26 protein-coding genes and 2 tRNA genes are annotated in these 21,943 nt (G+C 61.2%); 15 read left to right on the forward strand and 13 right to left on the reverse strand.

Annotation, left to right across the window (positions count from 1 at the left end):
• Positions 1–97: 97 nt before the first annotated feature.
• From ACWGTO_RS07175 to ACWGTO_RS07185, 3 genes are all read left to right on the forward strand, one after another.
• Positions 98–172: transfer RNA gene (locus ACWGTO_RS07175), tRNA-Glu, on the forward strand.
• Between the two features lie 244 nt (positions 173–416).
• The gene (locus ACWGTO_RS07180) at positions 417–620 is read left to right on the forward strand and encodes a CsbD family protein (protein ID WP_454574175.1); all 204 of its coding nucleotides are present in this window, start codon (positions 417–419) and stop codon (positions 618–620) included.
• 171 nt (positions 621–791) lie between these two features.
• A complete protein-coding gene (locus ACWGTO_RS07185) occupies positions 792–1,073 on the forward strand; it encodes a helix-turn-helix domain-containing protein (protein ID WP_454574176.1) in 282 nt (93 codons plus the stop codon).
• 436 nt (positions 1,074–1,509) lie between these two features.
• Here ACWGTO_RS07185 and ACWGTO_RS07190 read toward each other — a convergent pair whose 3' ends face one another.
• The 3 genes from ACWGTO_RS07190 to ACWGTO_RS07200 form a co-directional block, all read right to left on the reverse strand.
• Entirely contained in the window at positions 1,510–1,797 is a 288-nt protein-coding gene (locus tag ACWGTO_RS07190; protein WP_454574177.1) for a hypothetical protein, read from the reverse strand.
• Positions 1,798–2,115: 318 nt separating this feature from the next.
• Positions 2,116–2,586 (reverse strand): hypothetical protein, encoded by a 471-nt coding sequence (locus ACWGTO_RS07195; RefSeq protein ID WP_454574178.1) that lies wholly within the window; start codon positions 2,584–2,586, stop codon positions 2,116–2,118.
• A 38-nt stretch (positions 2,587–2,624) separates the two neighbouring features.
• On the reverse strand, positions 2,625–2,831 hold the full coding sequence (locus ACWGTO_RS07200) for a hypothetical protein (RefSeq protein ID WP_454574179.1): 207 nt from the start codon (positions 2,829–2,831) through the stop codon (positions 2,625–2,627).
• Between the two features lie 727 nt (positions 2,832–3,558).
• Between ACWGTO_RS07200 and ACWGTO_RS07205 the strand changes: the two genes are divergently transcribed.
• A complete protein-coding gene (locus tag ACWGTO_RS07205) occupies positions 3,559–3,912 on the forward strand; it encodes a hypothetical protein (RefSeq protein ID WP_454574180.1) in 354 nt (117 codons plus the stop codon).
• Positions 3,913–3,936: 24 nt separating this feature from the next.
• Here the strand turns inward: ACWGTO_RS07205 and ACWGTO_RS07210 are convergent, their stop codons facing one another.
• The 3 genes from ACWGTO_RS07210 to ACWGTO_RS07220 form a co-directional block, all read right to left on the reverse strand.
• Complete coding sequence (locus ACWGTO_RS07210) at positions 3,937–4,605, reverse strand: DUF2161 domain-containing phosphodiesterase (protein ID WP_454574181.1); 669 nt, start codon at positions 4,603–4,605, stop codon at positions 3,937–3,939.
• Positions 4,606–4,674: 69 nt separating this feature from the next.
• Entirely contained in the window at positions 4,675–4,950 is a 276-nt protein-coding gene (locus ACWGTO_RS07215; RefSeq protein WP_454574182.1) for a DUF6074 family protein, read from the reverse strand.
• 145 nt (positions 4,951–5,095) lie between these two features.
• Positions 5,096–5,392, reverse strand: coding sequence for a DUF982 domain-containing protein (locus ACWGTO_RS07220; protein ID WP_454574183.1), 297 nt, complete (start codon positions 5,390–5,392; stop codon positions 5,096–5,098).
• A gap of 325 nt (positions 5,393–5,717) precedes the next feature.
• Between ACWGTO_RS07220 and map the strand changes: the two genes are divergently transcribed.
• From map to ACWGTO_RS07260, 8 genes are all read left to right on the forward strand, one after another.
• Positions 5,718–6,545: a type I methionyl aminopeptidase gene (gene map, locus ACWGTO_RS07225; RefSeq protein ID WP_454574184.1), complete on the forward strand. Its 828-nt coding sequence runs from the start codon at positions 5,718–5,720 to the stop codon at positions 6,543–6,545.
• Positions 6,546–6,580: 35 nt separating this feature from the next.
• Entirely contained in the window at positions 6,581–7,363 is a 783-nt protein-coding gene (radC, locus tag ACWGTO_RS07230; protein WP_454574185.1) for a RadC family protein, read from the forward strand.
• 271 nt (positions 7,364–7,634) lie between these two features.
• Positions 7,635–8,519, forward strand: coding sequence for a cytochrome c oxidase subunit II (locus tag ACWGTO_RS07235; RefSeq protein WP_454574186.1), 885 nt, complete (start codon positions 7,635–7,637; stop codon positions 8,517–8,519).
• A 23-nt stretch (positions 8,520–8,542) separates the two neighbouring features.
• Positions 8,543–10,312, forward strand: a complete 1,770-nt coding sequence (gene ctaD / locus ACWGTO_RS07240; RefSeq protein ID WP_454574187.1) for a cytochrome c oxidase subunit I — start codon at positions 8,543–8,545, stop codon at positions 10,310–10,312.
• Positions 10,309–11,013, forward strand: coding sequence for a cytochrome c oxidase subunit 3 (locus ACWGTO_RS07245; RefSeq protein WP_454574188.1), 705 nt, complete (start codon positions 10,309–10,311; stop codon positions 11,011–11,013). Before ctaD ends, ACWGTO_RS07245 begins: the two co-directional genes overlap by 4 nt.
• A gap of 13 nt (positions 11,014–11,026) precedes the next feature.
• Positions 11,027–11,749 carry a heme-copper oxidase subunit III family protein gene (locus ACWGTO_RS07250; RefSeq protein WP_454574189.1) on the forward strand — a complete coding sequence of 241 codons (723 nt, stop codon included), beginning with the start codon at positions 11,027–11,029 and terminating at the stop codon, positions 11,747–11,749.
• A gap of 9 nt (positions 11,750–11,758) precedes the next feature.
• Positions 11,759–12,157, forward strand: a complete 399-nt coding sequence (locus ACWGTO_RS07255; RefSeq protein ID WP_454574190.1) for a cytochrome C oxidase subunit IV family protein — start codon at positions 11,759–11,761, stop codon at positions 12,155–12,157.
• Between the two features lie 196 nt (positions 12,158–12,353).
• Positions 12,354–12,827, forward strand: a complete 474-nt coding sequence (locus ACWGTO_RS07260; RefSeq protein WP_454574191.1) for an aminoacyl-tRNA deacylase — start codon at positions 12,354–12,356, stop codon at positions 12,825–12,827.
• Between the two features lie 55 nt (positions 12,828–12,882).
• On the opposite strand, the gene ACWGTO_RS07265 is transcribed toward ACWGTO_RS07260, so the two are convergent.
• The 4 genes from ACWGTO_RS07265 to tig all read right to left on the reverse strand — a co-directional run bounded on the left by ACWGTO_RS07265 (position 12,883) and on the right by tig (position 17,179).
• A complete protein-coding gene (locus tag ACWGTO_RS07265; RefSeq protein WP_454574192.1) occupies positions 12,883–13,701 on the reverse strand; it encodes a DUF2189 domain-containing protein in 819 nt (272 codons plus the stop codon).
• 378 nt (positions 13,702–14,079) lie between these two features.
• A complete protein-coding gene (gene cyoE / locus ACWGTO_RS07270; protein ID WP_454574193.1) occupies positions 14,080–15,012 on the reverse strand; it encodes a heme o synthase in 933 nt (310 codons plus the stop codon).
• Positions 15,013–15,059: 47 nt separating this feature from the next.
• Entirely contained in the window at positions 15,060–15,440 is a 381-nt protein-coding gene (locus ACWGTO_RS07275; RefSeq protein WP_454574194.1) for a c-type cytochrome, read from the reverse strand.
• 263 nt (positions 15,441–15,703) lie between these two features.
• Positions 15,704–17,179 carry a trigger factor gene (tig, locus tag ACWGTO_RS07280; RefSeq protein ID WP_454574195.1) on the reverse strand — a complete coding sequence of 492 codons (1,476 nt, stop codon included), beginning with the start codon at positions 17,177–17,179 and terminating at the stop codon, positions 15,704–15,706.
• 339 nt (positions 17,180–17,518) lie between these two features.
• Here tig and ACWGTO_RS07285 point away from each other — a divergent pair.
• Positions 17,519–17,601, forward strand: a tRNA-Leu gene (locus ACWGTO_RS07285).
• Between the two features lie 100 nt (positions 17,602–17,701).
• On the opposite strand, the gene ACWGTO_RS07290 is transcribed toward ACWGTO_RS07285, so the two are convergent.
• The 3 genes from ACWGTO_RS07290 to ACWGTO_RS07300 form a co-directional block, all read right to left on the reverse strand.
• A complete protein-coding gene (locus ACWGTO_RS07290; RefSeq protein WP_454574196.1) occupies positions 17,702–19,150 on the reverse strand; it encodes an aromatic amino acid lyase in 1,449 nt (482 codons plus the stop codon).
• Between the two features lie 72 nt (positions 19,151–19,222).
• Positions 19,223–19,807 carry a GDYXXLXY domain-containing protein gene (locus tag ACWGTO_RS07295; protein ID WP_454574197.1) on the reverse strand — a complete coding sequence of 195 codons (585 nt, stop codon included), beginning with the start codon at positions 19,805–19,807 and terminating at the stop codon, positions 19,223–19,225.
• Positions 19,804–20,919: a DUF2157 domain-containing protein gene (locus ACWGTO_RS07300; protein WP_454574198.1), complete on the reverse strand. Its 1,116-nt coding sequence runs from the start codon at positions 20,917–20,919 to the stop codon at positions 19,804–19,806. The genes ACWGTO_RS07295 and ACWGTO_RS07300 overlap by 4 nt, the downstream gene beginning before the upstream one ends.
• Positions 20,920–21,154: 235 nt before the next feature.
• Here ACWGTO_RS07300 and ACWGTO_RS07305 point away from each other — a divergent pair, with 235 nt between their 5' ends.
• Both ACWGTO_RS07305 and ACWGTO_RS07310 read left to right on the forward strand, forming a co-directional pair.
• Entirely contained in the window at positions 21,155–21,295 is a 141-nt protein-coding gene (locus ACWGTO_RS07305) for a DUF1127 domain-containing protein (RefSeq protein WP_006335194.1), read from the forward strand.
• Between the two features lie 50 nt (positions 21,296–21,345).
• The gene (locus tag ACWGTO_RS07310) at positions 21,346–21,489 is read left to right on the forward strand and encodes a DUF1127 domain-containing protein (protein ID WP_142865062.1); all 144 of its coding nucleotides are present in this window, start codon (positions 21,346–21,348) and stop codon (positions 21,487–21,489) included.
• Positions 21,490–21,943: the final 454 nt, after the last annotated feature.

Below are 21,943 nucleotides of genomic sequence, written 5' to 3' on the forward strand. Positions count from 1 at the left end.
ATGCCGTCTTCCACTCCTCCTGAAAAAAGTTGTCGCATGTGGCCGCTGATGGGTTGCCGGTTGGCACCAACGCAATTATAAGCCGCTTCGTCTGAGCGCGCCCATCGTCTAGCGGTTAGGACACCGCCCTTTCACGGCGGTAACAGGGGTTCGATTCCCCTTGGGCGTACCAGTAATTTCAACAAGATGACGCAGCAGGCGATTTTCGGTCCTGACCAAAGGTGGCGCCGCGCGGGGGAATGCCCGTCTGTTTCATTTTAGGCGAAGCTCTGGATCACGCTCCCTAATTTGCTGCAATCGCCAGCGTCGATGCGCCTACCAAAAACCTCGGCCATAGTGGACGCAACGGCCTCAATTCCGGAACCTCGCGCTCGACATGGCGTTTCAACTGGTGTGCAACCAAGGAGGCCAGGGCCATGGATTGGAACCGCGTTGAAGGAAACTGGAAACAGGTAAAGGGCAAGGTCAAGGAACAGTGGGGCAAGCTCACCGACGACGATCTCGATCGCATTGCGGGCAAACGCGATCAGCTTGTAGGCAAGATCCAGGAGCGGTACGGAATCGAGAAGGATCGGGTCCGCAGAGACGTTGACGACTGGTACTCGATGCAAGGTTGGTAGGCTAGTTTTCGCAGGGGGCGCTTCGGCGCCCCTGATTTTTTCCGCCTAAAACCAAGCTCGCGAGCTAAATCGCGGCGACAAACGTGGTGAGGCGGCCGCAAACGGTCAGGCAAATCCGCAAAAATGACTGGCAGCCGGAACATTTTAGGGATCTCGAATGTTCGACTCCTTATGGACAGCCTACTCTCAGCAGAACAATTAAGGGCCGCACGGTCTCTATTGAATTGGTCGCGAGTGCGACTCGCTGCCAAGGCCAATCTTAGTGAAATGACGATCAGGGAATTTGAAAACGGGCTTAGGAGCCCGAGGCCCGGTAATATCACCGCTATGCGCCGGGCTTTGGAGGGCGGAGGAATTGTCTTCACGGAAGGGAGCCCATCGCTCGCACGCTCTGAAGGTCCGAATAGTGATCCTCACGGCAATAGAACCTGGCGCCGCCGGCACCGCCTGTAATTGAGTCGTCGACCGAAGACCATATTAGCAATTTCTGATATATTGCTAACCGGCTCTCATAACCGGCGCCGGTGCTCGCCTATGCGCGCGCCCGCCCGACCCTCTCGCGCCACTCTTCTCGCTCGCACGGCCACTCCGAATAGGGTGCGAACAGCGTGTGGTGTATTAGACCGATGCGCTTGTCATCGCGGCCGGCGGCTCGGCAATTCGGACAATAGAAGAACGGCTGCAGATCCCTCACCATGCAGGAATGATCCAAGCCGCGATGGCCAAGCGCGACTAGTTTGAGCCGGCTCTGATGATTTCAGCCTGTGGTCAGGCAATGGTTAGTGGCCTAGTGCCCCTGCCCTCAATGCCGCATCCAGCAAAAAGGGTTCCGCAGCACATGGAAAAGCCCGCCGGCCGGAGCCAGCGGGCCTTATTTGCGCGTGGTTAACTATTTGCCCATCTGCATGGCCATCTTGCAAAAGGCTTCGTGGGCTTTTGCTACGGCTTCGTCCGCACAATCCTTCATCACTGCGTCCCGGTCTTCCTGAGACATGGCCGCCCAGGCGGCCTTGGCCTCGGCTTCAGATTTCATCGTCTTCATACCGGCGTCCGTGAAGAATGGGGACATCTTTGCAGGATCATCGAGCGCCGACGTGCCGGTGCTGCTACCAGCCAGCGCCGAACCGGTAATCATCGCGAAAGCCATTGCGCTGATGGCAATCATCTTACGAGTCATGAACAAATCCTCCTGTTAGGGCTAGCCGTTTTAGAACGGCTATCTATTCAATGCCCAGAATCGGGAAAGTTTCCTTCTCGATTACGAAAAGCCCGCCACCTCTGGCAGCGGGCAGTTCCGGTGCTGGGATCAACCGCGTAGGTCAAACGAGCGCGCATGGCGTGCCGTGAATGTGGGGAACGACCGACGTCGGCTACAACATCGAAAAGATCCGCACGATCATGCCCGATGCCCCGGTCGACTCGCTGCGCATGCTTTTCGACCGGAAATCACAGCCAATTTGCACCGTGCAGCATGGCCGCGACGATGCGAGCGCAGTCAATGCGAAGCGTCGCCGGAAGGGTCGCGGTCCGCTCCAAGCCAGGTAAAAATAGCCAGCGCTATGGTCATCGCGACGCCGACGAGGAGAAGAAGCACCGGATAGACCAGCAGTTTGACGTCGTCCTGCGTAACCTTGAACACCAGAACCAACCCCTCCAGAAATACCGCGATCGAAATGATCGTGACGAATCTCGCGAAATTGCTCCGGAACGTCGACTTGCTGTGAAGGCCCTGCTCCAGCACCTGCTCCTCGAACAGATGCTTGGTGACGTCGAGGATTGCGACCGCGATCACGACATAACCAACCGCGTCGATGATGGTGTACCCGAAGTCACCGGCGGCGAGCAGCTGAGGCGCCTGGATGATCGCTTTCACGATCTGATAGCCGGCATAGCCGACCAAAATTGCCGCCAGCAGAAGAAGAATAAAAGCTGCGACCGCCATCATCCAATAGCCCAGTTGTTTCATCGGTTCCCCCCTCGGCTTTGCAAAACCACTGGTGTCGGTCAATTCGGGACCAATGGCGACGCCTCCTCGCACCGGTAGACCATGCATTGCCCGTCGGTGGTGGGCACATACCGGACCCTCGGCACCGAAGGGGCGTCGCACTCATTGCCATACTGACGGACATAGCGGTCATAGGTATTCGGCCCGGTGGTCAGCACCGCGGCCTTCTGGCTCTGGATCAGTGCCTGGGTCTGTGAACACGTCATCTTGCGCGTGTCAGGCCGAGCGTGGGCGAAATTTGTAGCAACAATGATCATTGCTGCAGCGCAGAGCATTGTCTTGTGTAGAGGCATGGCGGCATCCAAACAGAACATCGTATCGCTAAATTCGCATCTTGCGATGCTGTTGCGCAACGGTCATTCGGTCACTATTCGGCGAGTAGGCCCAACCACTCCCACGTCCCCAGTACATCGACATCCCGATGTCGGTCCCGGGTCGAAACTGCAAACCACCTCGCCCAGCGTCAAGCACATGCTCGAATGGCTGGACGAGACTTCCCAAAGCAATCGCAGCCGCTGCCAACGTCAGGCTGCCCAGCGTAACGCCCTTCCGCTGCTCGGCGGTGGCAAGCCTGGGACCGCGCCAAGGGCCTTGAATAGGAACCGACGAACAAGCATCCTGCCGTGATGCATCCGCCATACGTTTGGCAACGCCGTCTTTACCGGCGGATGTCAGGGTTCATCCGTCATTGTGCCTTCATCGATGACGGCGGATTGTGGCGGACGCGCTACGGGTGGGATCGGCAGGATGCGGGCTTGGGAGACATCGCAGGCGGACCGGCGGCAGGCCAGCGGCGGGAATGGTCTGCAAGCGTGCTTTGCCTTCCTCGTCTTGACGGCCTTGTTGGTGCAGCGGGCAGAAGCGGGTGAGAAAATCTCGCATATACTCGATGACACCAGCATAGCCTCAGCCTACTCAGTCGGATCGGACCTTGTGACCGCCTACACATCGGGCATGGCCCGCAGCCGTCTCGCTCTCGCAGGAGGCGCCGGCCGAAACAGCCTGGCGGTCCCGCTGGAACCATGGTTCCTGCGCGCGGAATTCAGGGCCCGGACATGGCGCGCGGCCGACGGCAGCCTGCTGCAGGGGTTTGCCGGCACTGGCGGCTTCCGGGTGACCGTCGGAAATTGCCTTGCCCGCTTTTGCTCCGCCAGCGAATGCAGCGATGCCGGTTGGCCGCTCTACAGCTGCAGCGACGGCCGCAAACGAAAAATGTCGGCCACCGACTTTGTGACGGCAAGTTTCGATGGCGTCTCCTACCGGCGGTTGAGCGCCGCCAGGGAGTAACGCTGCAGGCACTGCGAAAAATCCTCACGGCTGGTCGTGCGCAACCTGTGGCCAGCGCTGCAGGGCGGCGTGGCCGCCTTCGGTCAGCGCATAGACGCCGCGCTCGGCCCTGGCGAACCAGCCATAGACATTGTCCAACAGGATGCTGGGCGCGCGCGGCGAAATCGCCTTCAGATCGCGCGGGCGCTTCGGGCCATCGGTCATGGCGGCGGCGCAGGCCAGCGCATCCTGCCGGTAGGCGGTCATGATCGGCGCGCGCGAACCGCCGCCGACCACCGGATCGCCACGCCGGCGCTTGTGCTCTTCCATCAGCCGCGAACGGCGCTTCGGATCGCGGCGCGGCGGCAAGGCGGCCGGGCTGAGCAGCAATTCGACGTCGCCCTTGCCGCTGACGGCCAAAAGCCCGAAGCCGAGCCGCCGGCACAGCGCGCGAAAACGGCGGTCGTGCTCGCGGCCCTTGCCGCGCGCCGACATGCGGGCCGCCAGCCACACCTCATCGCAGGCGGCAGCGCGATCGACGCCTTGCAGGACCAGTTCGAGGTTGAACTGCAGTTTCAATTCGCAAATGACCAGCACCGGCGGCTCGCCATCGCGCACGGCCACGATATCGCAGTTGCCGATTTCGCCCTTGACCGTGAATTCCAGGCTCTCGAGAAACCCCTTCACGGGGACGTAGAGGGACGTTTCCTGCATGGCGCAGGCATAGCCGATTCGGACCGCGTCGCGACAGATCGGCGTGGCGCAGCTCGATCCTTCAGACGGCTAAATGCGCTTGCCCATCTGGTACTGCGCCGCAGCCGCATCGTCGGCAAGCAGATGCATCTCGTCCTGAACGGCGGCAAAGAACCGGCGGACATCGTTGGCGGCCGAAGCGGCGTCGGTGCCGGCAGTGATGGCCTTGTCGACGAGTTCGCGCGCGGTGGCCTTCCAGAACGATGTGGCCACCTCGCCATGCAGCCTGCCCAGCCTGGCTGCCACCTCGCGCACCAGCTTGGTCTGCCGGTCTAGCGGGAAGGCATGCACATTGGCTGAGGACATATTCTGCACCATGACACTGACGCAACGAATCAGACGCTGCTCTATGCCTCATGCCTAACCGTGAAGTCGGAAACGGAACCTTAACGCTGCGGAGTCCGCGAGTCGCCTTGGGCAAAGGCCAAACCGAACTCGGCGGCTGTCGGCTTTAGATCCGCAGGCCCCTCGCCTCGCCGCCGCGCTTGACTGTCACCATCATGTCCCGGGCCAACAGGCCGCTGACCCGGCAGAACGCCATGAAGGCGCGGCAAGCGTCCTCGGTCTTCACCACATCCACCGTGGCCCCGAAGCAGGCATTGAACGCCGCCTCAAAGACCTTGCCCTGTCGCTTCTTTGGCCAGCCGTGCAGGACATCCAGCGCCTGTTCGACGCTGTAGATCTCCTCTACCGGCAGCCCGGGCGCAGGCGCGATACGCACCGGCACCTCGAATTGCAATCTGTCCATTCCACATCTCCCGAACTGGCGCAGCCACAGCAACGCCGTTCGTTCCGAAAAGTTGCTTTGACCGCTTTTCGCGCAAAAATGTGTCGTCAGTGCGGTCTCGGCAGCCGGGGAGCGCTTGGCTCTATTGGTTCGCCGGATCGGTCTCGGCCTCAACGCCATGCGCACGGCTGTGAAGAGCGCATAGGGCGTCGTAAGGCATGAATATCGTGGCGCCGGCCCCTCGCCGGCAGTTCTTCCTTGAACCTTGCGGCTTCCAGTGCCAAATCTGGGGGAAATTTCGAACGGGCTGATATGCATGGCCCGCTGACAGGCAAAAACGGACATTATGGTCACCTATCTCGACGCCGCCACGGCACCCCTCAGGAACACCGGCCAGATCCGCCTTTACGGCGAAGAAGGCTTTGCCGGCATGCGCAAGGCCTGCGATCTCACCGCGCGCTGCCTCGACGAACTGGTGCCGATGGTCCAGCCGGGCGTCACCACCGAGACCATCGATCGTTTCGTCTTCGAATACGGCATGGACCATGGCGCGCTGCCGGCAACGCTGAACTATCGCGGTTACACCAAATCGTCGTGCACCTCGATCAATCATGTTGTCTGCCACGGCATTCCCGACAACAAGCCGTTGAAGGATGGCGACATCGTCAACATCGATGTCACCTACATCCTCGATGGCTGGCATGGCGATTCCTCGCGCATGTATCCGGTCGGCACCATCAAACGCGCCGCCGAGCGTCTGCTCGAAGTCACCCATGAATGCCTGATGCGCGGCATCGCGGCGGTCCGGCCCGGCGCCCGCACCGGCGCCATCGGCGCCGCCATCCAGACCTTTGCCGAGGCCGAGCGCTGCTCGGTGGTGCGCGATTTCTGCGGCCACGGCGTCGGCCAGCTCTTTCATGACGCGCCCAACATCCTGCACTATGGCACGTCAAGCGAAGGCGTCGAGATGCGGCCGGGCATGATCTTCACCATCGAGCCGATGATCAATCTCGGCCGGCCGCATGTGAAAGTGCTGTCGGACGGCTGGACCGCCGTGACCCGTGACCGCTCGCTGTCGGCGCAGTACGAACACACGATCGGCGTCACCGAGACCGGTTGCGAGATCTTTACGCTCTCGCCAAACAAGCTCGACCGCCCCGGCCTGCCGGCATAGTCTCCCTGCCAAAGCCTGGAAGGGAAATGGCGGCCATGGGGAAAGGTGACGAAGACGAGCGGGGGTTCTTCTCCGAGCGATGGATTGAACCGCCGGCGACCTACAAGTCACCGAAGGACAAGGCGCCAGAAGACAAACCGACGGAAAAGCCGCATTATCACGGCCATCGTGACCGCCTGCGCGAGCGCTTCGTTGCCGGCGGCGCGGACGCCCTGCCCGACTACGAACTTCTCGAACTGCTGCTCTTTCGCCTGATCCCGCGCGTTGACACCAAGCCGCTCGCCAAGGCGCTTTTGGCGCGCTTCGGCACATTCGGCGAAGTGCTCGGCGCACCGGTGGCGCTGTTGCAGGAGGTGAAGGGCATCGGCCCCGCGGTGGCGGTCGACCTCAAGGTGATTGCCGCTGCCGCGCAGCGCATGGCGCGCACGGAGGTTCGCGACCGCGAGGTTCTGTCCAACTGGACGCAGCTTCTCGCATACTGCCGCTCGGCCATGGCGTTCGAGAACCGCGAACAGTTCCGCATCCTGTTCCTGGACAAGAAGAACGTGCTGATCGCCGACGAGGTGCAGCAGGTCGGCACCGTCGACCACACGCCGGTCTATCCGCGCGAAGTGATCAAGCGCGCGCTCGAACTCTCGGCCAGCGCCGTCATCCTGGTCCACAACCATCCCTCGGGCGATCCGACGCCGTCGCGCGCCGACATCGAGATGACCAAGCAGATCATCGACAGCGCCAAGCCGCTCGGCATCGCCGTCCACGACCACATCATCATCGGCAAGAAGGGCAATGCCTCGATGAAGGGCTTGTTGTTGATCTGAGCCTGCCTCAAGCCGAGGCTCTGTTACGGCCGTCACCGCTTCGTGATCGCATGGCATGCGGCTCACCGGTGTCGTGCTGCTTTTGGCCGGCTGCATCGTCATCAAGGCGCTTTGATCCGGTGTCACCAGCCAGACATGGTCCGCCGCCGCAAAAGCGATTTTTTGCCCCTTCCACAGCCGGCTCTGGAATTTCGATCGCAAATCACGCATGATGCACTCGGTATTTTCCCGGGACGGCTTCGCGCCCCTGAAATACCGGGAGGAACGGGACATGCCCATCGTGGTTGTACTCGTTTTGATCGTCGTGGGCTCGGTGTTGTTCCACTTCCTGAGCCCATGGTGGTGGACTCCGATTGCCTCGAACTGGGACTATATCGACAACACCATCATCATCACCTTTTGGATCACCGGCGTCGTCTTCGCCGCGGTCGTGCTGTTCATGGCCTATTGCGTCTTCCGCTTCCGTCATCGCGAGGGGAGCCGGGCGGCCTACGAACCGGAGAACAAGCGGCTCGAATGGTGGCTGACGGTCGTCACCGGAGTGGGTGTCACCGCCATGCTGGTCCCCGGGCTGTTCGTCTGGAGCCGGTTCGTCAACGTTCCAAGCGACGCAACCGTGGTCGAAGTCGTTGGCCAGCAATGGCAGTGGAGTTTCCGCTTGCCCGGCAAGGACGGCAAGCTCGGCACATCCGACACCCGTGACGTCACCGCTGAAAATCCGCTGGGCGTGATCGCCAAGGATCCCAACGGCCAGGACGATGTCGTGGTCGAAGCGGCCGACCTGCATCTGCCGGTCGGCAAGCCGGTCAAGATGCTGCTGCGCTCGATCGATGTGTTGCACGATTTCTACGTGCCGGAATTCCGCGCCAAGATGGACATGATCCCGGGCTCGGTCACCTATTTCTGGTTCACCCCGACCAAGACCGGAACCTTCCAGGTCCTGTGCGCCGAACTGTGCGGCCAAGGGCATCCGATGATGCATGGCATCGTCATGGTCGACACCCAGGAAGACTATGTGGCCTGGCTCGACCAGCAGCAGACGTTCGCGCAATTGTCGGCGCCCCAGCAGACGGGCTCGGCAAAACAGGCGCCGGGCAATGCGACGGTGTCAGCTTTGAAAGTTGCGGCAAAACTCGAGACTGTCGGGTCCCGCTAAAAAGGGCACGGAGGTGCTCCTATATGGTCGATATCACGCCTGCAGATGCCGTCCCGCCCGCCGAAGTCGCGGAAATGGAACTCTACCATCCCCACAGTTGGTGGACGAAATACGTCTTCTCGCAGGACGCCAAGGTCATTGCCATCCAGTATTCGGCAACTGCAACGGCCATCGGCCTGGTCGCGCTGGTGCTGTCCTGGCTGATGCGGCTACAGCTCGGCTTCCCCGGCACGTTCGATTTCATCACCCCTGAGGCCTACTACCAGTTCATCACCATGCACGGCATGATCATGGTGATCTACCTGCTCACGGCACTCTTCCTCGGCGGCTTCGGCAACTACCTGATCCCGCTGATGGTCGGTGCCCGCGACATGGTCTTTCCCTATGTCAACATGCTGAGTTACTGGATCTATTTGCTTGCGGTGCTGGTTCTGGTGTCGAGCTTCTTTGCGCCTGGTGGGCCGACCGGTGCCGGCTGGACGCTCTATCCGCCGCAAGCCATCATGACCGGCACACCCGGCGGCCAGGAATGGGGCATCATTCTGATGCTTGTCTCGCTGATCCTGTTCATCATCGGCTTCACCATGGGCGGCCTGAACTATGTCGTGACGGTGCTGCAGGGCCGCACGCGTGGCATGACGCTGATGCGCCTGCCGCTGACTGTCTGGGGCATCTTCACCGCCACCGTCATGGCGCTGCTCGCCTTCCCGGCGCTGTTCGTCGCTTGCGTGATGATGCTGCTCGACCGCGCGCTCGGCACCTCCTTCTTCATGCCCGCAGTCGTCGAGATGGGCGAACAGCTGCAGCACAATGGCGGCAGCCCGATCCTGTTCCAGCATCTGTTCTGGTTCTTTGGCCACCCCGAGGTCTACATCGTGGCGCTTCCGGCCTTCGGCATCGTCTCCGATCTGATCAGCACGCACGCACGCAAGAACATTTTTGGCTACAGGATGATGGTCTGGGCCATCGTTGGCATCGGCGCGCTGAGCTTCGTGGTCTGGGCGCACCACATGTATGTCAGCGGCATGCACCCCTATTTCGGCTTCTTCTTCGCCACCACGACATTGATCATCGCCATCCCGACCGCGATCAAGGTTTACAATTGGGTGCTGACGCTGTGGCGCGGCGACATCCATCTCACCATACCGATGCTTTTTGCCATGGCTTTCATCGTCACCTTCGTCAATGGCGGGTTGACCGGGCTTTTTCTCGGCAACGTCGTCGTCGACGTCCCGCTGTCGGACACGATGTTCGTCGTCGCCCACTTCCATATGGTCATGGGTGTTGCCCCGATCCTCGTTATCTTCGGCGCGATCTACCACTGGTATCCGAAGGTCACCGGCCGGATGCTGAACGAGACGCTGGGCCGGTTCCATTTCTGGGTCACCTTCCTCGGCGCCTACCTGATCTTCTTTCCCATGCACTATATCGGCCTGATGGGTGTGCCGCGGCGCTACGCCGAGATGACCGACGTGACGGTCATGACGGAGTCGGCGCATCACCTGAACTCGTTCATCTCGATCATGGCGTTCATCGTCGGCTTTGCCCAGGTCGTGTTCCTGTTCAATCTGATCTGGAGCATACGCCATGGCCGCGAGGCTGGTGGCAATCCATGGCGGGCCACGACGCTCGAATGGCAGACGCCACAGACGCCGCCGGCGCATGGCAATTTCGGCAAGGAGCTGCCGATCGTCTATCGCTGGGCCTATGACTACAGCGTGCCGGGCGCCAAGGAGGACTTCATTCCGCAAAACATGCCGGGCACATTCGGCCCCTCCAGGGAGCCGGCATGAGCGTCATCCTGGTCTTCCTGCTGGTGATCGCCGGCTTTGCCGGCTGGTGGCTCTCGCATCAGCGGCTGATGGCCAAGCCATGGCTCGAGCAAGGTGTGGCGGAAGATTTTGTCCCCTTCGACCGGTCGGGCCTGCCGACTGCCAAGATCGGCCTGGGTGTCTTCCTCGCCGTCGTCGGTTGCCTGTTCGCGCTGTTCACCAGCGCGTACTTCATGCGTATGGCGCTGTCGGACTGGCAGCCGCTGCCGATGCCCCGCCTGCTCTGGCTCAACACCGGCATGCTGGTCCTGAGCAGCATCGCGCTGCAGTGCGCCTCGGTCGCAGCGCGCAAGCGCCAGATGGACACGGTCAGGCTCGGCCTTGCCGCGGCCGGGCTCACCGCGATCGCCTTCCTCGTCGGACAGCTCATGGCATGGCGGGACCTGACCGCCGACGGTTACTTTCTGGCCTCCAATCCGGCCAACAGTTTTTTCTACCTGATCACCGGGATGCACGGCCTGCATATAGTCGGCGGGCTGGTGGGCCTGAGCAGGACAACCGCCGGCGCTTGGAACGGAGCGCGGCCGGAGCGGCTTAGCCTCAGCGTCGAACTGTGCGCCATGTACTGGCATTTCCTGCTTTTCGTCTGGCTCGCCATCTTCATTCTCCTGGCCGGCTGGGCCGCGACGTTCATCGACATTTGCCGGCAGTTACTGACCTAGGAGGTCTGAGAGCATGTCTGAGACGAGCCTGACACATACCAGCCAGACGGAGCCGCGGCCGGCGGGATGGCATGGCATCGCCGCCGACTGGTCCTCGGATCAGCGCGCGTTCAAGAACGTGTCCTGGGGCAAGGCCATGATGTGGATCTTCCTGCTCAGCGACACCTTCATCTTCGGCTGCTTCCTGCTCTCTTACATGACCGCCCGCATCTCCACGCGCGTGCCGTGGCCCAATCCGAGCGAGGTCTTTGCGCTTCGTATCGGCGGTTCGGACATTCCATTGATCCTCATCGCCATCATGACCTTCGTGCTTATCTCGAGCAGCGGAACGATGGCCATGGCCGTCAATTTCGGCTATCGCCGCGACCGCCGCAAAACGGCAATCCTCATGCTTCTGACGGCGGCGCTCGGCGCGACCTTCGTCGGCATGCAAGCCTTCGAATGGACCAAGCTGATCACCGAAGGGGTACGGCCCTGGGGCAATCCCTGGGGCGCGGCACAGTTCGGTTCGACTTTCTTCATGATCACCGGCTTCCACGGCACGCATGTGACGATCGGGGTGATCTTCCTCATCATCGTGGCGCGCAAGGTCTGGCGTGGTGATTACGACGTCGGACGTCCCGGTTTCTTCACCAGCCGCAGGGGTCGCTACGAGAACGTCGAAATCATGGGGCTCTACTGGCATTTCGTCGACCTGGTCTGGGTGTTCATTTTCGCATTCTTCTATCTTTGGTGAGAGGCTGACATGGCTGAAGCAACCGCAAACGGCCTGGGGCAACCCGCACTGCACGCTGGTCATGCGCATGACGCGCCAGCGACCGGCGTCGCGGAGGTTCATCAGGAACACCCGATCAAGCTCTATCTGGTGGTCTGGGCGTGGCTGTTCATCCTCAGCGCTTGCTCCTACATGGTCGACTATCTAGGCATTCACGGCTATCTCAGGTGGTCGCTTATCCTGATCTTCATGATTCTCAAGGCGGGGCTGATCGTCGCCGTGTTCATGCACATGGCCTGGGAGCGGCTGGCGCTGGCATATGCGATCATCCTGCCGCCGGTTCTGATACTGGTGTTCGTGGCGATGATGCTCTTCGAAGCGGATTACACGCTTCTCACCCGGATGTCGTTTTTCGGGGCCGGGCCTTGACGCGCAATCCGGATTTGAGGCTTCGCCCGCGGCATTTCCAGTCAGGAACCGCAGGATCCTGACTGCGACCCGGGTCGAGCTGCTGCTGCCTTGAAACCAGCGGCGGCTGATCCATCTTGCTATTAGCGGAAACGATCGGAGGAGAATGATTGCCTTCGTTTCCAATGCGCCGCGAACTCCAGCAGGGAGGCCGAAGATGACGATCGCAAACAGACTGAAGGACTACATTGACGGGAGAGGAATCTCCTACGACACCGTCGCCCATCATCGCACATCGACGAGCAGGCAGTCCGCCATTGCCGCGCATGTGCCCGGCAGCATGATGGCCAAATCGGTGGTCGTTCACCACGAACTCGGTTATGCGCTGGCCGTGGTCCCAAGCACGCATAGAATCGAGCTCGGTACACTGCAGGACGTTATGGACAGGCGTCTTGGACTCGCCTCCGAAGACGAGGTGGTCTCGCTCTTCGGCGATTGTGACACCGGCGCCATCCCACCGATCGGCGCGGCCTATGATGTCCCGGTGATCCTCGACGACAGCCTTGGCGAAGCCGCCGACATCTATTTCGAGGGCGGCGACCACAGGACGCTGGTGCATGTGAGCGGCAAGGATTTCCGCAACCTGACCATGGACGCACATCACGCCCGCTTCAGCCACGCTGCCTACTGAAAAAATCAACCGTCTGCACCAGCACTCTCGCTGGTGCAGCCCCAGCCGGATATCGTCAACTCGTCGGCCTGACCGGCGCCGGCGATTCCACGACCTTGCGGTAGACATGCCAGGTGGCATGACCAAGGATTGGCAACACCACCGCCAGCCCCGCGAACACCGGCAACGAGCCGATGATCAGGCAGACGGCGACGATCACCCCCCAGGCAGCCATTGCGATCGGGTTGGCCAGGACCACGCGCACCGAGGTGTGGATGGCTTCGTAGGCGCCTACGTCGCGGTCGAGCAACAATGGGAAGGCGACGACCGTTGTGCACAACACCACCGCGGCGAAGACGAAGCCGATGGCGTGTCCCATGATAATCAGAGACCAACCGCGTCCGGTGGCGAATATTTCATTGATGAAGCCGGATATCGATTCCGGCGGAGCCGGGCCGAAGAGATATTGGTAGAAAACCTGCGCCGTCAAAAGCCAGGCGATGAAGATTGCAACCAGCATGATCCCGACCGCCGCGATGGCTGGCAGGGCCGGAGAATTCCTGACCTCGAAAGCGTGCCTCCAGGAGGTGTCGAGCCCGGCTTCTCGTCTGCGGCTGATCTCATAGAGGCCGATCGCCGCGAATGGACCGATCAGCGCAAAGCCGGACACCAGCGGAAACAACAACGGCAACGCATTGGCGCCCGAAGTCCAGGCAGCGAGCACGACGCCGACAAGCGGATAGATCAGGCAAAGAAAAACGATGTGCGACGGTTTGACCATGAAATCGTCAACCCCGCGCTTGAGCGCATCGAGAAGATCGGAAATACCGATCTTTCGAATTTTGGTGTGTTCCAGCGTTTCGCTGGCGCCTGCAATCACGTGAAAACTTGTCATGCCCGTTCCTCCAGACCAGGTCCGGCAAGGTCGCGGTTTCACGGTGCTGCCGTTCTGCATGACTGGCCACGCAAAACCGCGACCTGCACCAAAATCAACATACTCGATTGCCTGGAACTTGTCGCCCTTTTGTCACAAAGGCTCGCAAGGTCATGCGCTGGCTCTTGAGACCTTTCTTCGATATCCTCTCAAATCGAAGGTGTCGGTCATGGACAGAAAAACCATTCTGCTACTCGGCCTTGGCGTCGTCGCTCTGCTGATCCTGGGATTCTGTGCTCTGCCATCGTGACCCGATCCTGATATGCAACGTTTTCGGTGCAGCGATCACTCACCTGCCGTCTCGATCCGGCAAGTGTTCCAAGAACGGCGGTTAGGCCGTCAACCTCCAGCTGAGATGAACGCGCGCATCGCGATTGTGTCGGCAAGCAACATGGCAAAGATCGCGAAAAGATAGAAAATCGAATAGGCAAACAGCGCCTTTGCCGGCTTCATCTCCTTGTCGGGGATGACCAGGGCCCTCCAGGCGTGCCAGATGAAACCCGCGCCCAACGCAGCCGAAACAATTCCATAGAACGCGCTCGTGAGCCCGAACGCCCAAGGCAGCACGCCGATTGGTGCCAGGAGCAGTGAATAGGCGAAGATCTGCCTTCTGGTCGAGGCCTGGCCGGCCACGTTCGGCATCATCGGGATGCCGGCAGCGGCGTAGTCGCCGGCCTTGAACAGCGCGAGCGCCCAGAAATGCGGCGGCGTCCACAGGAAAATGATCAGGAACAGGATGAGGCTTTCGATGCCGATGGTGCCAGTGGCGGCCGCCCAGCCAATGATCGGCGGAAGGGCACCCGCCGCGCCGCCGATGACGATGTTCTGCGGCGTCGATCGCTTCAGCCACATCGTGTAGATGACGACGTAGAAGAAGATGGTGAAGGCGAGCAGCGACGCGGCAAGCCATCCCACCAGCACGCCGAGCGTCATGACCGAAAACGCAGAAAGCACCAGGCCGAAGCCGAGGGCTTCGCCCGGCGTGACGCGGCCCGACGGAACCGGCCGCTTTGACGTACGCGACATCAGCGCGTCGATGTCTGAGTCGTACCACATGTTGAGGGCCCCGGCCGCTCCCGCTCCGGTCGCAATCGAGCCAATTGCAATCAAGGCGATGACCGGGTTCATCGCGCCGGGCGCCACCATCAGACCGACGAAAGCAGTAAAGACGGCAAGCGCCATGACCCGCGGCTTCAAGAGCGCAAAGAAATCACCGGCCGTCGCTTCCGAGATGCGGACGCCGGTTTCCTTGAGGCTTTCCTTGACCGACATTTGAGATGACCAATGGAAACGGCAGCCTGGCCGGCCGAAAAGCCAAGCTACTGGGAAAATTGCTTCAGGTAGGCGATGACGTTGGCGATGTCCTCGTCCTTCTTGAGGCCGGGAAACGCCATCTTCGTCCCTTTGACCATGGCCTTGGGATCGTGAAGGTACGTGGTCAGAGTCGGTTCATCCCATTTGACGCCGGATGCCCCGGCAGCGATCATGGCTTCAGAATATTTGAAATCCGGATGTGTGCCGGCCGTCCGGCCGATAACGCCGTGCAACGACGGACCGATCTTGTTCGTGTCCTGGTCTGCGACGTGGCAGACCTTGCATTTGGTAAAGACCTTCTCGCCTGCCGCAGCATCCTGTGCCCGCGATGGATTGGCGATGAAGGTTGCAACAGACACGACAGCGAAAAACGCAACAAAGCGCATGGCATTTCCTCCCTGATCGTCAAAATTTGCCCGAGACGATCTGCGCATACCGATACCGCCAGCATGCGTGTTGCACGGTAGAACGGATTCTCGCTCTTCCCCCAAATGGAATTGCAGAACCTACCTACCACAGAATCTGGCCGGTAGGTAGAACATGTCGACCGTACAAAGGTTTAGGTGGTCTGCGGTGGCTCAGGGCACGTCCGCCACAACGAAAAAGGCCGCCTCAAGGGCGGCCTTTTTTTGGTTTTGTCGTCAGGCGCTTATTCAGCGTCCTTGGCGGCCTTCTTCTTCGACGCAGCCTTCTTCTTCGGCTCTTCCGCGTCGTCGGCCTTTTCAGCCTTGTCGGCCTTCTTGGCAGCGGCCTTCTTCGCCGGCTTGGCCTTGGCGGTGTCGGCCTCCTCGTCATCGGCCATCAGCTCTTCCTTGCTGACCTTGACGTCGGTGACCGAGATCTGGCCGAGCAGGTGATCGACGACCTTCTCCTCGAACATCGGTGCGCGCAACGTGTTCAGCGCTTCCGGGTTGCTGCGGTAGAACTCGAAGGCTTCCTGCTGCTGGTTGGCCGGGTAGCGGCGCACCTGCTCGAACAGGCCGCGCTGCAATTCCTCGTCCGAAACGGTGACGCCGGCCTTCTCGCCGATCTCGGCCAGAACCAGGCCGAGGCGCACGCGGCGCTCGGCAAGGCGCAGATATTCGGCGCGTGCCTCTTCTTCTGTCGTCTCTTCGTCGGCGAAGGTACGGCCGGCGGCTTCGAGATCGCGGTTGACCTGGGTCCAGATGTTGTTGAACTCGGCATCGACGAGCTTCGACGGCGCCTCGAACGAATAAGCCGCGTCAAGCTGGTCGAGCAGCTGGCGCTTGACCTTCTGGCGGGTCATCGAACCGAACTGGTTCTCGATCTGGCCGCGCACCACGTCACGCAGGCGCTCCAGCGATTCCAGGCCGAGATTCTTGGCCATCTCGTCATTGATTTCCAGCGCGCCGGGCTTGGACACTTCCTTGACGGTGACGTCGAAGATGGCTTCCTTGCTAGCCAGATGCGCCGCTTGGTAGTTTTCCGGGAACGTGACCGTGACCTGCTTCTCGTCGCCGGCCTTGGAGCCGATCAGCTGGTCCTCAAAACCCGGGATGAATTCCTTGGAGCCCAGAACCAGCGGCTGGTCGGTGCCGGCGCCGCCGGCAAAAGCCTCGCCGTCGATCTTGCCGACATAGTCGATCGAAACGCGGTCGCCCTCGGCCGCCTTGCCGGTCTTCGGCTCGAAGCTGCGCGCCGATTCGGCAACGCGCTGGACCTGCTCGTCGATCTCTGAGTCCGGCACTTCGAACACCTGGCGCGTCACCTTGATGTCGGAGAAGTCCTTGATCTCGATCGCCGGGATGACCTCATAGTTGAGGCGGAATTCGAAGTCGGCGCCGCCGGCCAGGATCTTCTCGGCCTCTTTCTCGTCCTCGGTCATGATCACTTCGGGCTGCATGGCGGCTTTCTCGCCGCGGCCGGTGATGATCGAACGGGTCGAATCGTTGAGGATCTCGTTGACCACTTCGGCCATGAACGACTTGCCGTAGACCTTGCGCAGATGCTGGACCGGCACCTTGCCGGGGCGGAAGCCGTTGATGCGGACCTTGTCCCTGGCGTCGGACAGCCGCGCCATCAGCTTGGCTTCCATATCACCGGCCGGCACGGTGATCTTGATCTCGCGCTTGAGACCGGAGTTGAGCGTTTCGGTGACCTGCATCGTAAAACCTTTATCTTCACCAATGAGACTGCCACGGCTTCTGCCGTTCACAGCCTGCCGGTACAATCTTGCCGGGAATGGCTTTTGGTACGGAACCTGGCGATTTGACCGAAATTACGGCTCAAATTCTTCCAAACTGCGTTCCAAGATGTGAATAAGTTCTTGTTTTTCCTACTTCTTTTCACATTCTGCAGAAGCGGATCGGCGCGTCCCGTCACATTTGACACGCCTTTTGTCACAGGCGAGGCCAATTTTCAACCATCTTCGCGTTGCAGCGAATGACTGCCATTTTCGCCCCGACATTGACAGAATGATGGCTACATGGGATTGCCGGCCGGCGCGGGTATGGCGGAATTGGTAGACGCACCAGATTTAGGTTCTGGCGAGAGATCGTGGGGGTTCGAGTCCCTCTACCCGCACCACCCTTCGCTCTATCGAGCTTCGGGTGGCAGGCCACCCGGGAGCTTGATAGAGCTAAGGGTGTCCTCCGAAGCCTTGGCGTAGGAGGACTGGCGCGACGCCCTATACTTCAAACACCTGCCCGGTGAACCACTCCGCAAGCTTGGCCAGTTCAGGCCCCAGCACGCGGTCGGCCTCGACGGGCGGCACGACCTTCCTGATATCGGCGACAAAGCCCTGCAGTGCCGGCGGTGCGGCGCGTTCGGTCACATACAGCGCCTGCGAGGCGATCATCGCCAGCATCGCCATCGCCGCGTCGAGGCAGCGGCCGGCGGTCGCCTCCTTGGTCCAGGCGAAGAACGCCGTGGTGGCGACGTCGTCCTGGCCGGCGCCGGCCGACTCAGTTCCCGGAATGAAGGTGCGTTGCGCCGCGAGCTTGGCCTGTTCAAGATAGCCGGTGATCGCCATCGGCACATAGCCGACATTGCCGTGGCCGTCGCTGTCGGCCCAGTGCCGCCCGGCCATCAACAGGTCCGGCAGCAGCGACACCTTGCCGTTCAGAAGTTTGGAGGCGTGGCGGTCGCAGAGCAGGCACAGATCAGTCCAGATCGCCGCCAGATCGTCGAGTGCCGGCGTCGCCATGGCATTGTGATAGCCCCCGGTTGAGATGCAGCGCCCCAGCGGATGCGCGTCGTCAGGTGGAATGTAGACCGGATTGTCCGATATCGAGGCTAGCGACACGGTTGCCGCGCGTTCCGCGCCGGCGAGCGCCCGGTGCGCGTGGCCGAGCACACGCGGCACGATGCGGTAGCTGACCGGCGCCTGATAATTGCGCCGCCCATCGCCGGCGCCGACCAGAAACTGCCGCAATCCGCGCAGGGCCGCCGCTTCGTGTTCGTCGCCCCAGAGCCTGTCGAGTGCTGCATCATAATGCTCGAGCGGGGCGCGAAACGCTTCGATCGACAGCGCAAACACCTTATGCGCCATGTCGATGCGGCGGCGCGCTGCGAGCGCAGCGTCGGCGGCCAGTGCCGCCGCGCATGGCGAGCCATTGATCAGCGAACCCCGCTCCTTCACTTCGAGCTCCAGGCTGGCGGTAAGCTCGGCAAACAGCGGATAGAGCGCCAGGATCTCGCCGGCGCCGCCCTGCCCTTGCGACGGCACCGCCGGCATGGGTCCGCCGTCCAGCATCGCGGCGACGGCCTGCGCGATGCGCGGCGTGGTGGCGGCATTGCCTTCGATGAAATTGGTCAGCCGTGCAAGCACGATCGCCCTGACGACACGGTCCGGCAACAGCTCGCCGAAGGAGGTTGCAGCAGCGTACGCCTTTATGCGTGCATGACGGTCGCGCTCGTCACGTTCGAGCTTGCGGCTCGCCAGCTCGCCCATGGCGGTGGTGACACCATAGATGACTGGCGGCGGATCGGATTCGATGAGTTTCAAGAACGAAGCGCGGCATTCAGCTATGCGTTGCAAGGCCTTGTCGCTGATTTGAACCGTGTCGTTTTTCCACGCGACACGGAAGACCGCGTCGAGATTGATGTGGTCGCGCGTCGTCAGCGTAATGGTCATGGTTCTTCGCCGGTTCTGTTGCAGTTGGGCGAAGCGATCGTTACCGAAATCCATGCCCTGAGTGACGTCTATCTAATAGAGCGGTTCCTCGAACAATGTCTTGTCGCCGTCCATCAGCACCTTGATCTGCGCCTCGCCATCGCTGGCAATCGCGACGCGCACCCCGAACGGCCGTACCCTCATGTCATCCTGGATCGCCATGCCCTTGCCTTCCGGCAGGTAAAAGCGGTCGATGCCGTATTGCGGCGCGATCGTCGCCTCCGGATCGTCAGGCGTCCAGCCCGGCGCGACCTGTCCGACAATATCAGCTTCGTCGGCGGCCGGCGGCGTCGGAGCCTTGCCGAACCAGGCCGTTGTCGCATGCCAGTAGCCATCGGCGCCCGGTTTCAGCCGAACCACGATCGGCGTGTTGTCGCTGGTGTTCTGGCCGGCTGGAATGTTGGCAATCAGCTTCACCGGCAAGCGCGATATCTCGTAGCCGAGGGTGATGTAGTCGCCGCGCAGCAGATCGCGCGGATCAACCGGTTCGATCTTCAGCAAGACTTCCTTGCCGTTGCGCAAAATCGCCGCGCGGCCGGCGATGATCCAGCTCAGGAAGCCGATCTGGACCAGCGCCAGCAGTAGCGCCGAGACGACAAGTCGCTTCCCGCTCATCATGCCGCCGCTCCTTCCACGGAAGTCTTCATGCGCTTCTCCACCCGGATGATGACAAGGGCCAGGATGCCGAACAGCACCGCGGCGGCGAGGAAGAAGCCGGCCGTATCGAGCATCGACTGCAAGGTCACCACGTAGATGATGGCGAGTTCGAAGGCAAAGCCGGCATAGGCGACCCAACGCAGGCCCCTGCTCTCGCGCCCGCCCAGCACGATCGCCGCGACAATTCCGGCCAGCGCCACGACCGAGGCGACGGCAAAACCGCTGTTGAAACTATAGTGATCGCCCAGATCGGCCTGGATGGCCGCAAGCCCGGTCAGGAAGCCGATCAAGGCATGCAGCGGCAACCGGCCGCCGAGCTGCAAGATCCTGTCGGCCGGCTCGGCAGCGAAGATGCCGGCGGCGAAAAGCAGCGCCGAAACCACGACCAGCGGGATGGCCCATTGCAGCGTGTTGTGGTCGATGCCGCGCGCCGCGATATAGAAAACGACCGAAATCAGGATCAGGTGCCGGGCCGGTTGGCTGCGCGTCCAGAACGAGACGACGAACATTACCAGTGCCATGATGACGAAGAAATTGAGGAATTCTGCCCGGTCGTAAAAGTCGAACGCCCGCACGAACAGCCATGCAATGGCAATGCCGACGGCAGCGACGGTCAGCGGGTTCGAGCGCAACGCCACCGCTGCTATCGCCGTGCCTATGCCCCAGGTGACGATGGCCGAGGCCTCGTCACCGGTGAGGTGGTACATCTGGCCAATCAGCGCGATCGATCCGCCGAAGGCCGCGGCCGCCACGATCCACAGCGCCTCGCCGATCGCCGCGTGGTCCCGCGTCTTCAACACCGCACCGCCGACATAGCCGGCGAGAATGACGGCAAACAGGGCTGCGACGCGCACCAGCCGCGGGATTGCTTCCCAGTTAGAGGCGACGAAGAGCAGGATCGCGGCGCCGAACAGGAGTGCGGCCATCATCGCCAATATGGTGCCGAAGCTCAGCGACTTACGTTCGTTTGCCTCGATATCGCGCGTCAGCGCATCGGCCGTCGGCGTATCGATCAGGCCGGCCTGCTGCCAGCGCCCGATATCCGCCCTGACCCGTGACGAATAGCTCGCCATCGTCGTCTCCCCCAAGTTCAGCCTGATGTCAGCCGATCCAGTCAAACCGCTGACGCTACGACATTTTCCGATTCTGGTTTCTTTGTGTCGAAGCCGTGAACGCGTGTTAATGTTGCATTGCACAATTTGCATTGCTGCCATGCGCCAATAGCGCTTTTAAATCGATATGATCACACCTACTTTCTGTTCGTACACAAACGGAATGATCCGTACGAAAGACGAAACGAGCACTACCATGAACCTGATCCGCAACTACCGCAACTGGCGCCGCTACCGGGACACCGTCTCCGAGCTGAGCCGCCTGTCGAACCGTGAACTGACCGACCTCGGCATCAGCCGCAGCGACATCCACTACGTCGCCCGCAAGGCGGTCTAATCTCTTCGGACCGCGAATGGTCCGAACCAGTTTTGAAAAAGAGAACGACAATGAACCTGATCCGCAACTACCGTAACTGGCGCGTTTACCGCGACACCGTTACCGAGCTGGGTCGCCTTTCGAACCGTCAGCTCCACGATCTCGGCATCGTCCGCGACGAGATCAAGATCATCGCCCGCAAGGCGACGATTTAACAAGAATTTCGCCAGGGTCGACCTCCTCCCCGACCCTGACGAATACGGCCAACCCTTACCTCCTCCCAAGGGTTGACCACCAAAACGGCGCCCGCCGCACCTCCTCCCGCGGCGGGCGCTGTTTCCAAAGCGAACGCAGTTCGTCTTTCCAAAGCGAACGCAGTTCGTCTTTCCGGAGCGAACGAGGTTCGTCTCCCAGGGGTTTCGCCCCCCTTGATCCGGCGAACTGAATTTCGTCAAAGCCGACCTCCTCCCCGGCGATGACGAATACGGCCCGATCCCCACCTCCTCCCGAGGATCGGCCCCCAAAACGACACCCGCCGGACCTCCTCCCCCGGCGGGTGTTGTCGCATCTATCATTGCTCCTTAATCGTTTACGGCTTTCTCGTTGGAGTTCACGGGATTGTTTGTGACGAGTGCGTTACGATGAGCCTGCGACCGCTCCTTCGCCAGC

Source organism: Mesorhizobium sp. PL10, from assembly GCF_053714315.1.

Excerpts from the sequence above, each read along its gene's own strand:
- ACWGTO_RS07305 (WP_006335194.1), top strand. The coding sequence starts at position 21,155 with ATGAACCTGATCCGCAACTACCGCAACTGGCGCCGCTACCGGGACACC.
- tig (WP_454574195.1), bottom strand. The coding sequence starts at position 17,179 with ATGCAGGTCACCGAAACGCTCAACTCCGGTCTCAAGCGCGAGATCAAG.
- ACWGTO_RS07290 (WP_454574196.1), bottom strand. The coding sequence starts at position 19,150 with ATGACCATTACGCTGACGACGCGCGACCACATCAATCTCGACGCGGTC.
- ACWGTO_RS07235 (WP_454574186.1), top strand. The coding sequence starts at position 7,635 with ATGCCCATCGTGGTTGTACTCGTTTTGATCGTCGTGGGCTCGGTGTTG.
- ACWGTO_RS07195 (WP_454574178.1), bottom strand. The coding sequence starts at position 2,586 with ATGAAACAACTGGGCTATTGGATGATGGCGGTCGCAGCTTTTATTCTT.
- ACWGTO_RS07185 (WP_454574176.1), top strand. The coding sequence starts at position 792 with ATGGACAGCCTACTCTCAGCAGAACAATTAAGGGCCGCACGGTCTCTA.
- cyoE (WP_454574193.1), bottom strand. The coding sequence starts at position 15,012 with ATGTCGGTCAAGGAAAGCCTCAAGGAAACCGGCGTCCGCATCTCGGAA.
- ACWGTO_RS07220 (WP_454574183.1), bottom strand. The coding sequence starts at position 5,392 with ATGGACAGATTGCAATTCGAGGTGCCGGTGCGTATCGCGCCTGCGCCC.
- ACWGTO_RS07260 (WP_454574191.1), top strand. The coding sequence starts at position 12,354 with ATGACGATCGCAAACAGACTGAAGGACTACATTGACGGGAGAGGAATC.
- ACWGTO_RS07300 (WP_454574198.1), bottom strand. The coding sequence starts at position 20,919 with ATGGCGAGCTATTCGTCACGGGTCAGGGCGGATATCGGGCGCTGGCAG.
- ACWGTO_RS07265 (WP_454574192.1), bottom strand. The coding sequence starts at position 13,701 with ATGACAAGTTTTCACGTGATTGCAGGCGCCAGCGAAACGCTGGAACAC.
- ACWGTO_RS07295 (WP_454574197.1), bottom strand. The coding sequence starts at position 19,807 with ATGATGAGCGGGAAGCGACTTGTCGTCTCGGCGCTACTGCTGGCGCTG.
- ACWGTO_RS07210 (WP_454574181.1), bottom strand. The coding sequence starts at position 4,605 with ATGCAGGAAACGTCCCTCTACGTCCCCGTGAAGGGGTTTCTCGAGAGC.
- ctaD (WP_454574187.1), top strand. The coding sequence starts at position 8,543 with ATGGTCGATATCACGCCTGCAGATGCCGTCCCGCCCGCCGAAGTCGCG.
- ACWGTO_RS07215 (WP_454574182.1), bottom strand. The coding sequence starts at position 4,950 with ATGTCCTCAGCCAATGTGCATGCCTTCCCGCTAGACCGGCAGACCAAG.
- ACWGTO_RS07200 (WP_454574179.1), bottom strand. The coding sequence starts at position 2,831 with ATGACGTGTTCACAGACCCAGGCACTGATCCAGAGCCAGAAGGCCGCG.
- ACWGTO_RS07250 (WP_454574189.1), top strand. The coding sequence starts at position 11,027 with ATGTCTGAGACGAGCCTGACACATACCAGCCAGACGGAGCCGCGGCCG.
- ACWGTO_RS07190 (WP_454574177.1), bottom strand. The coding sequence starts at position 1,797 with ATGACTCGTAAGATGATTGCCATCAGCGCAATGGCTTTCGCGATGATT.
- radC (WP_454574185.1), top strand. The coding sequence starts at position 6,581 with ATGGGGAAAGGTGACGAAGACGAGCGGGGGTTCTTCTCCGAGCGATGG.
- ACWGTO_RS07255 (WP_454574190.1), top strand. The coding sequence starts at position 11,759 with ATGGCTGAAGCAACCGCAAACGGCCTGGGGCAACCCGCACTGCACGCT.
- ACWGTO_RS07275 (WP_454574194.1), bottom strand. The coding sequence starts at position 15,440 with ATGCGCTTTGTTGCGTTTTTCGCTGTCGTGTCTGTTGCAACCTTCATC.
- ACWGTO_RS07180 (WP_454574175.1), top strand. The coding sequence starts at position 417 with ATGGATTGGAACCGCGTTGAAGGAAACTGGAAACAGGTAAAGGGCAAG.
- map (WP_454574184.1), top strand. The coding sequence starts at position 5,718 with ATGGTCACCTATCTCGACGCCGCCACGGCACCCCTCAGGAACACCGGC.
- ACWGTO_RS07310 (WP_142865062.1), top strand. The coding sequence starts at position 21,346 with ATGAACCTGATCCGCAACTACCGTAACTGGCGCGTTTACCGCGACACC.
- ACWGTO_RS07245 (WP_454574188.1), top strand. The coding sequence starts at position 10,309 with ATGAGCGTCATCCTGGTCTTCCTGCTGGTGATCGCCGGCTTTGCCGGC.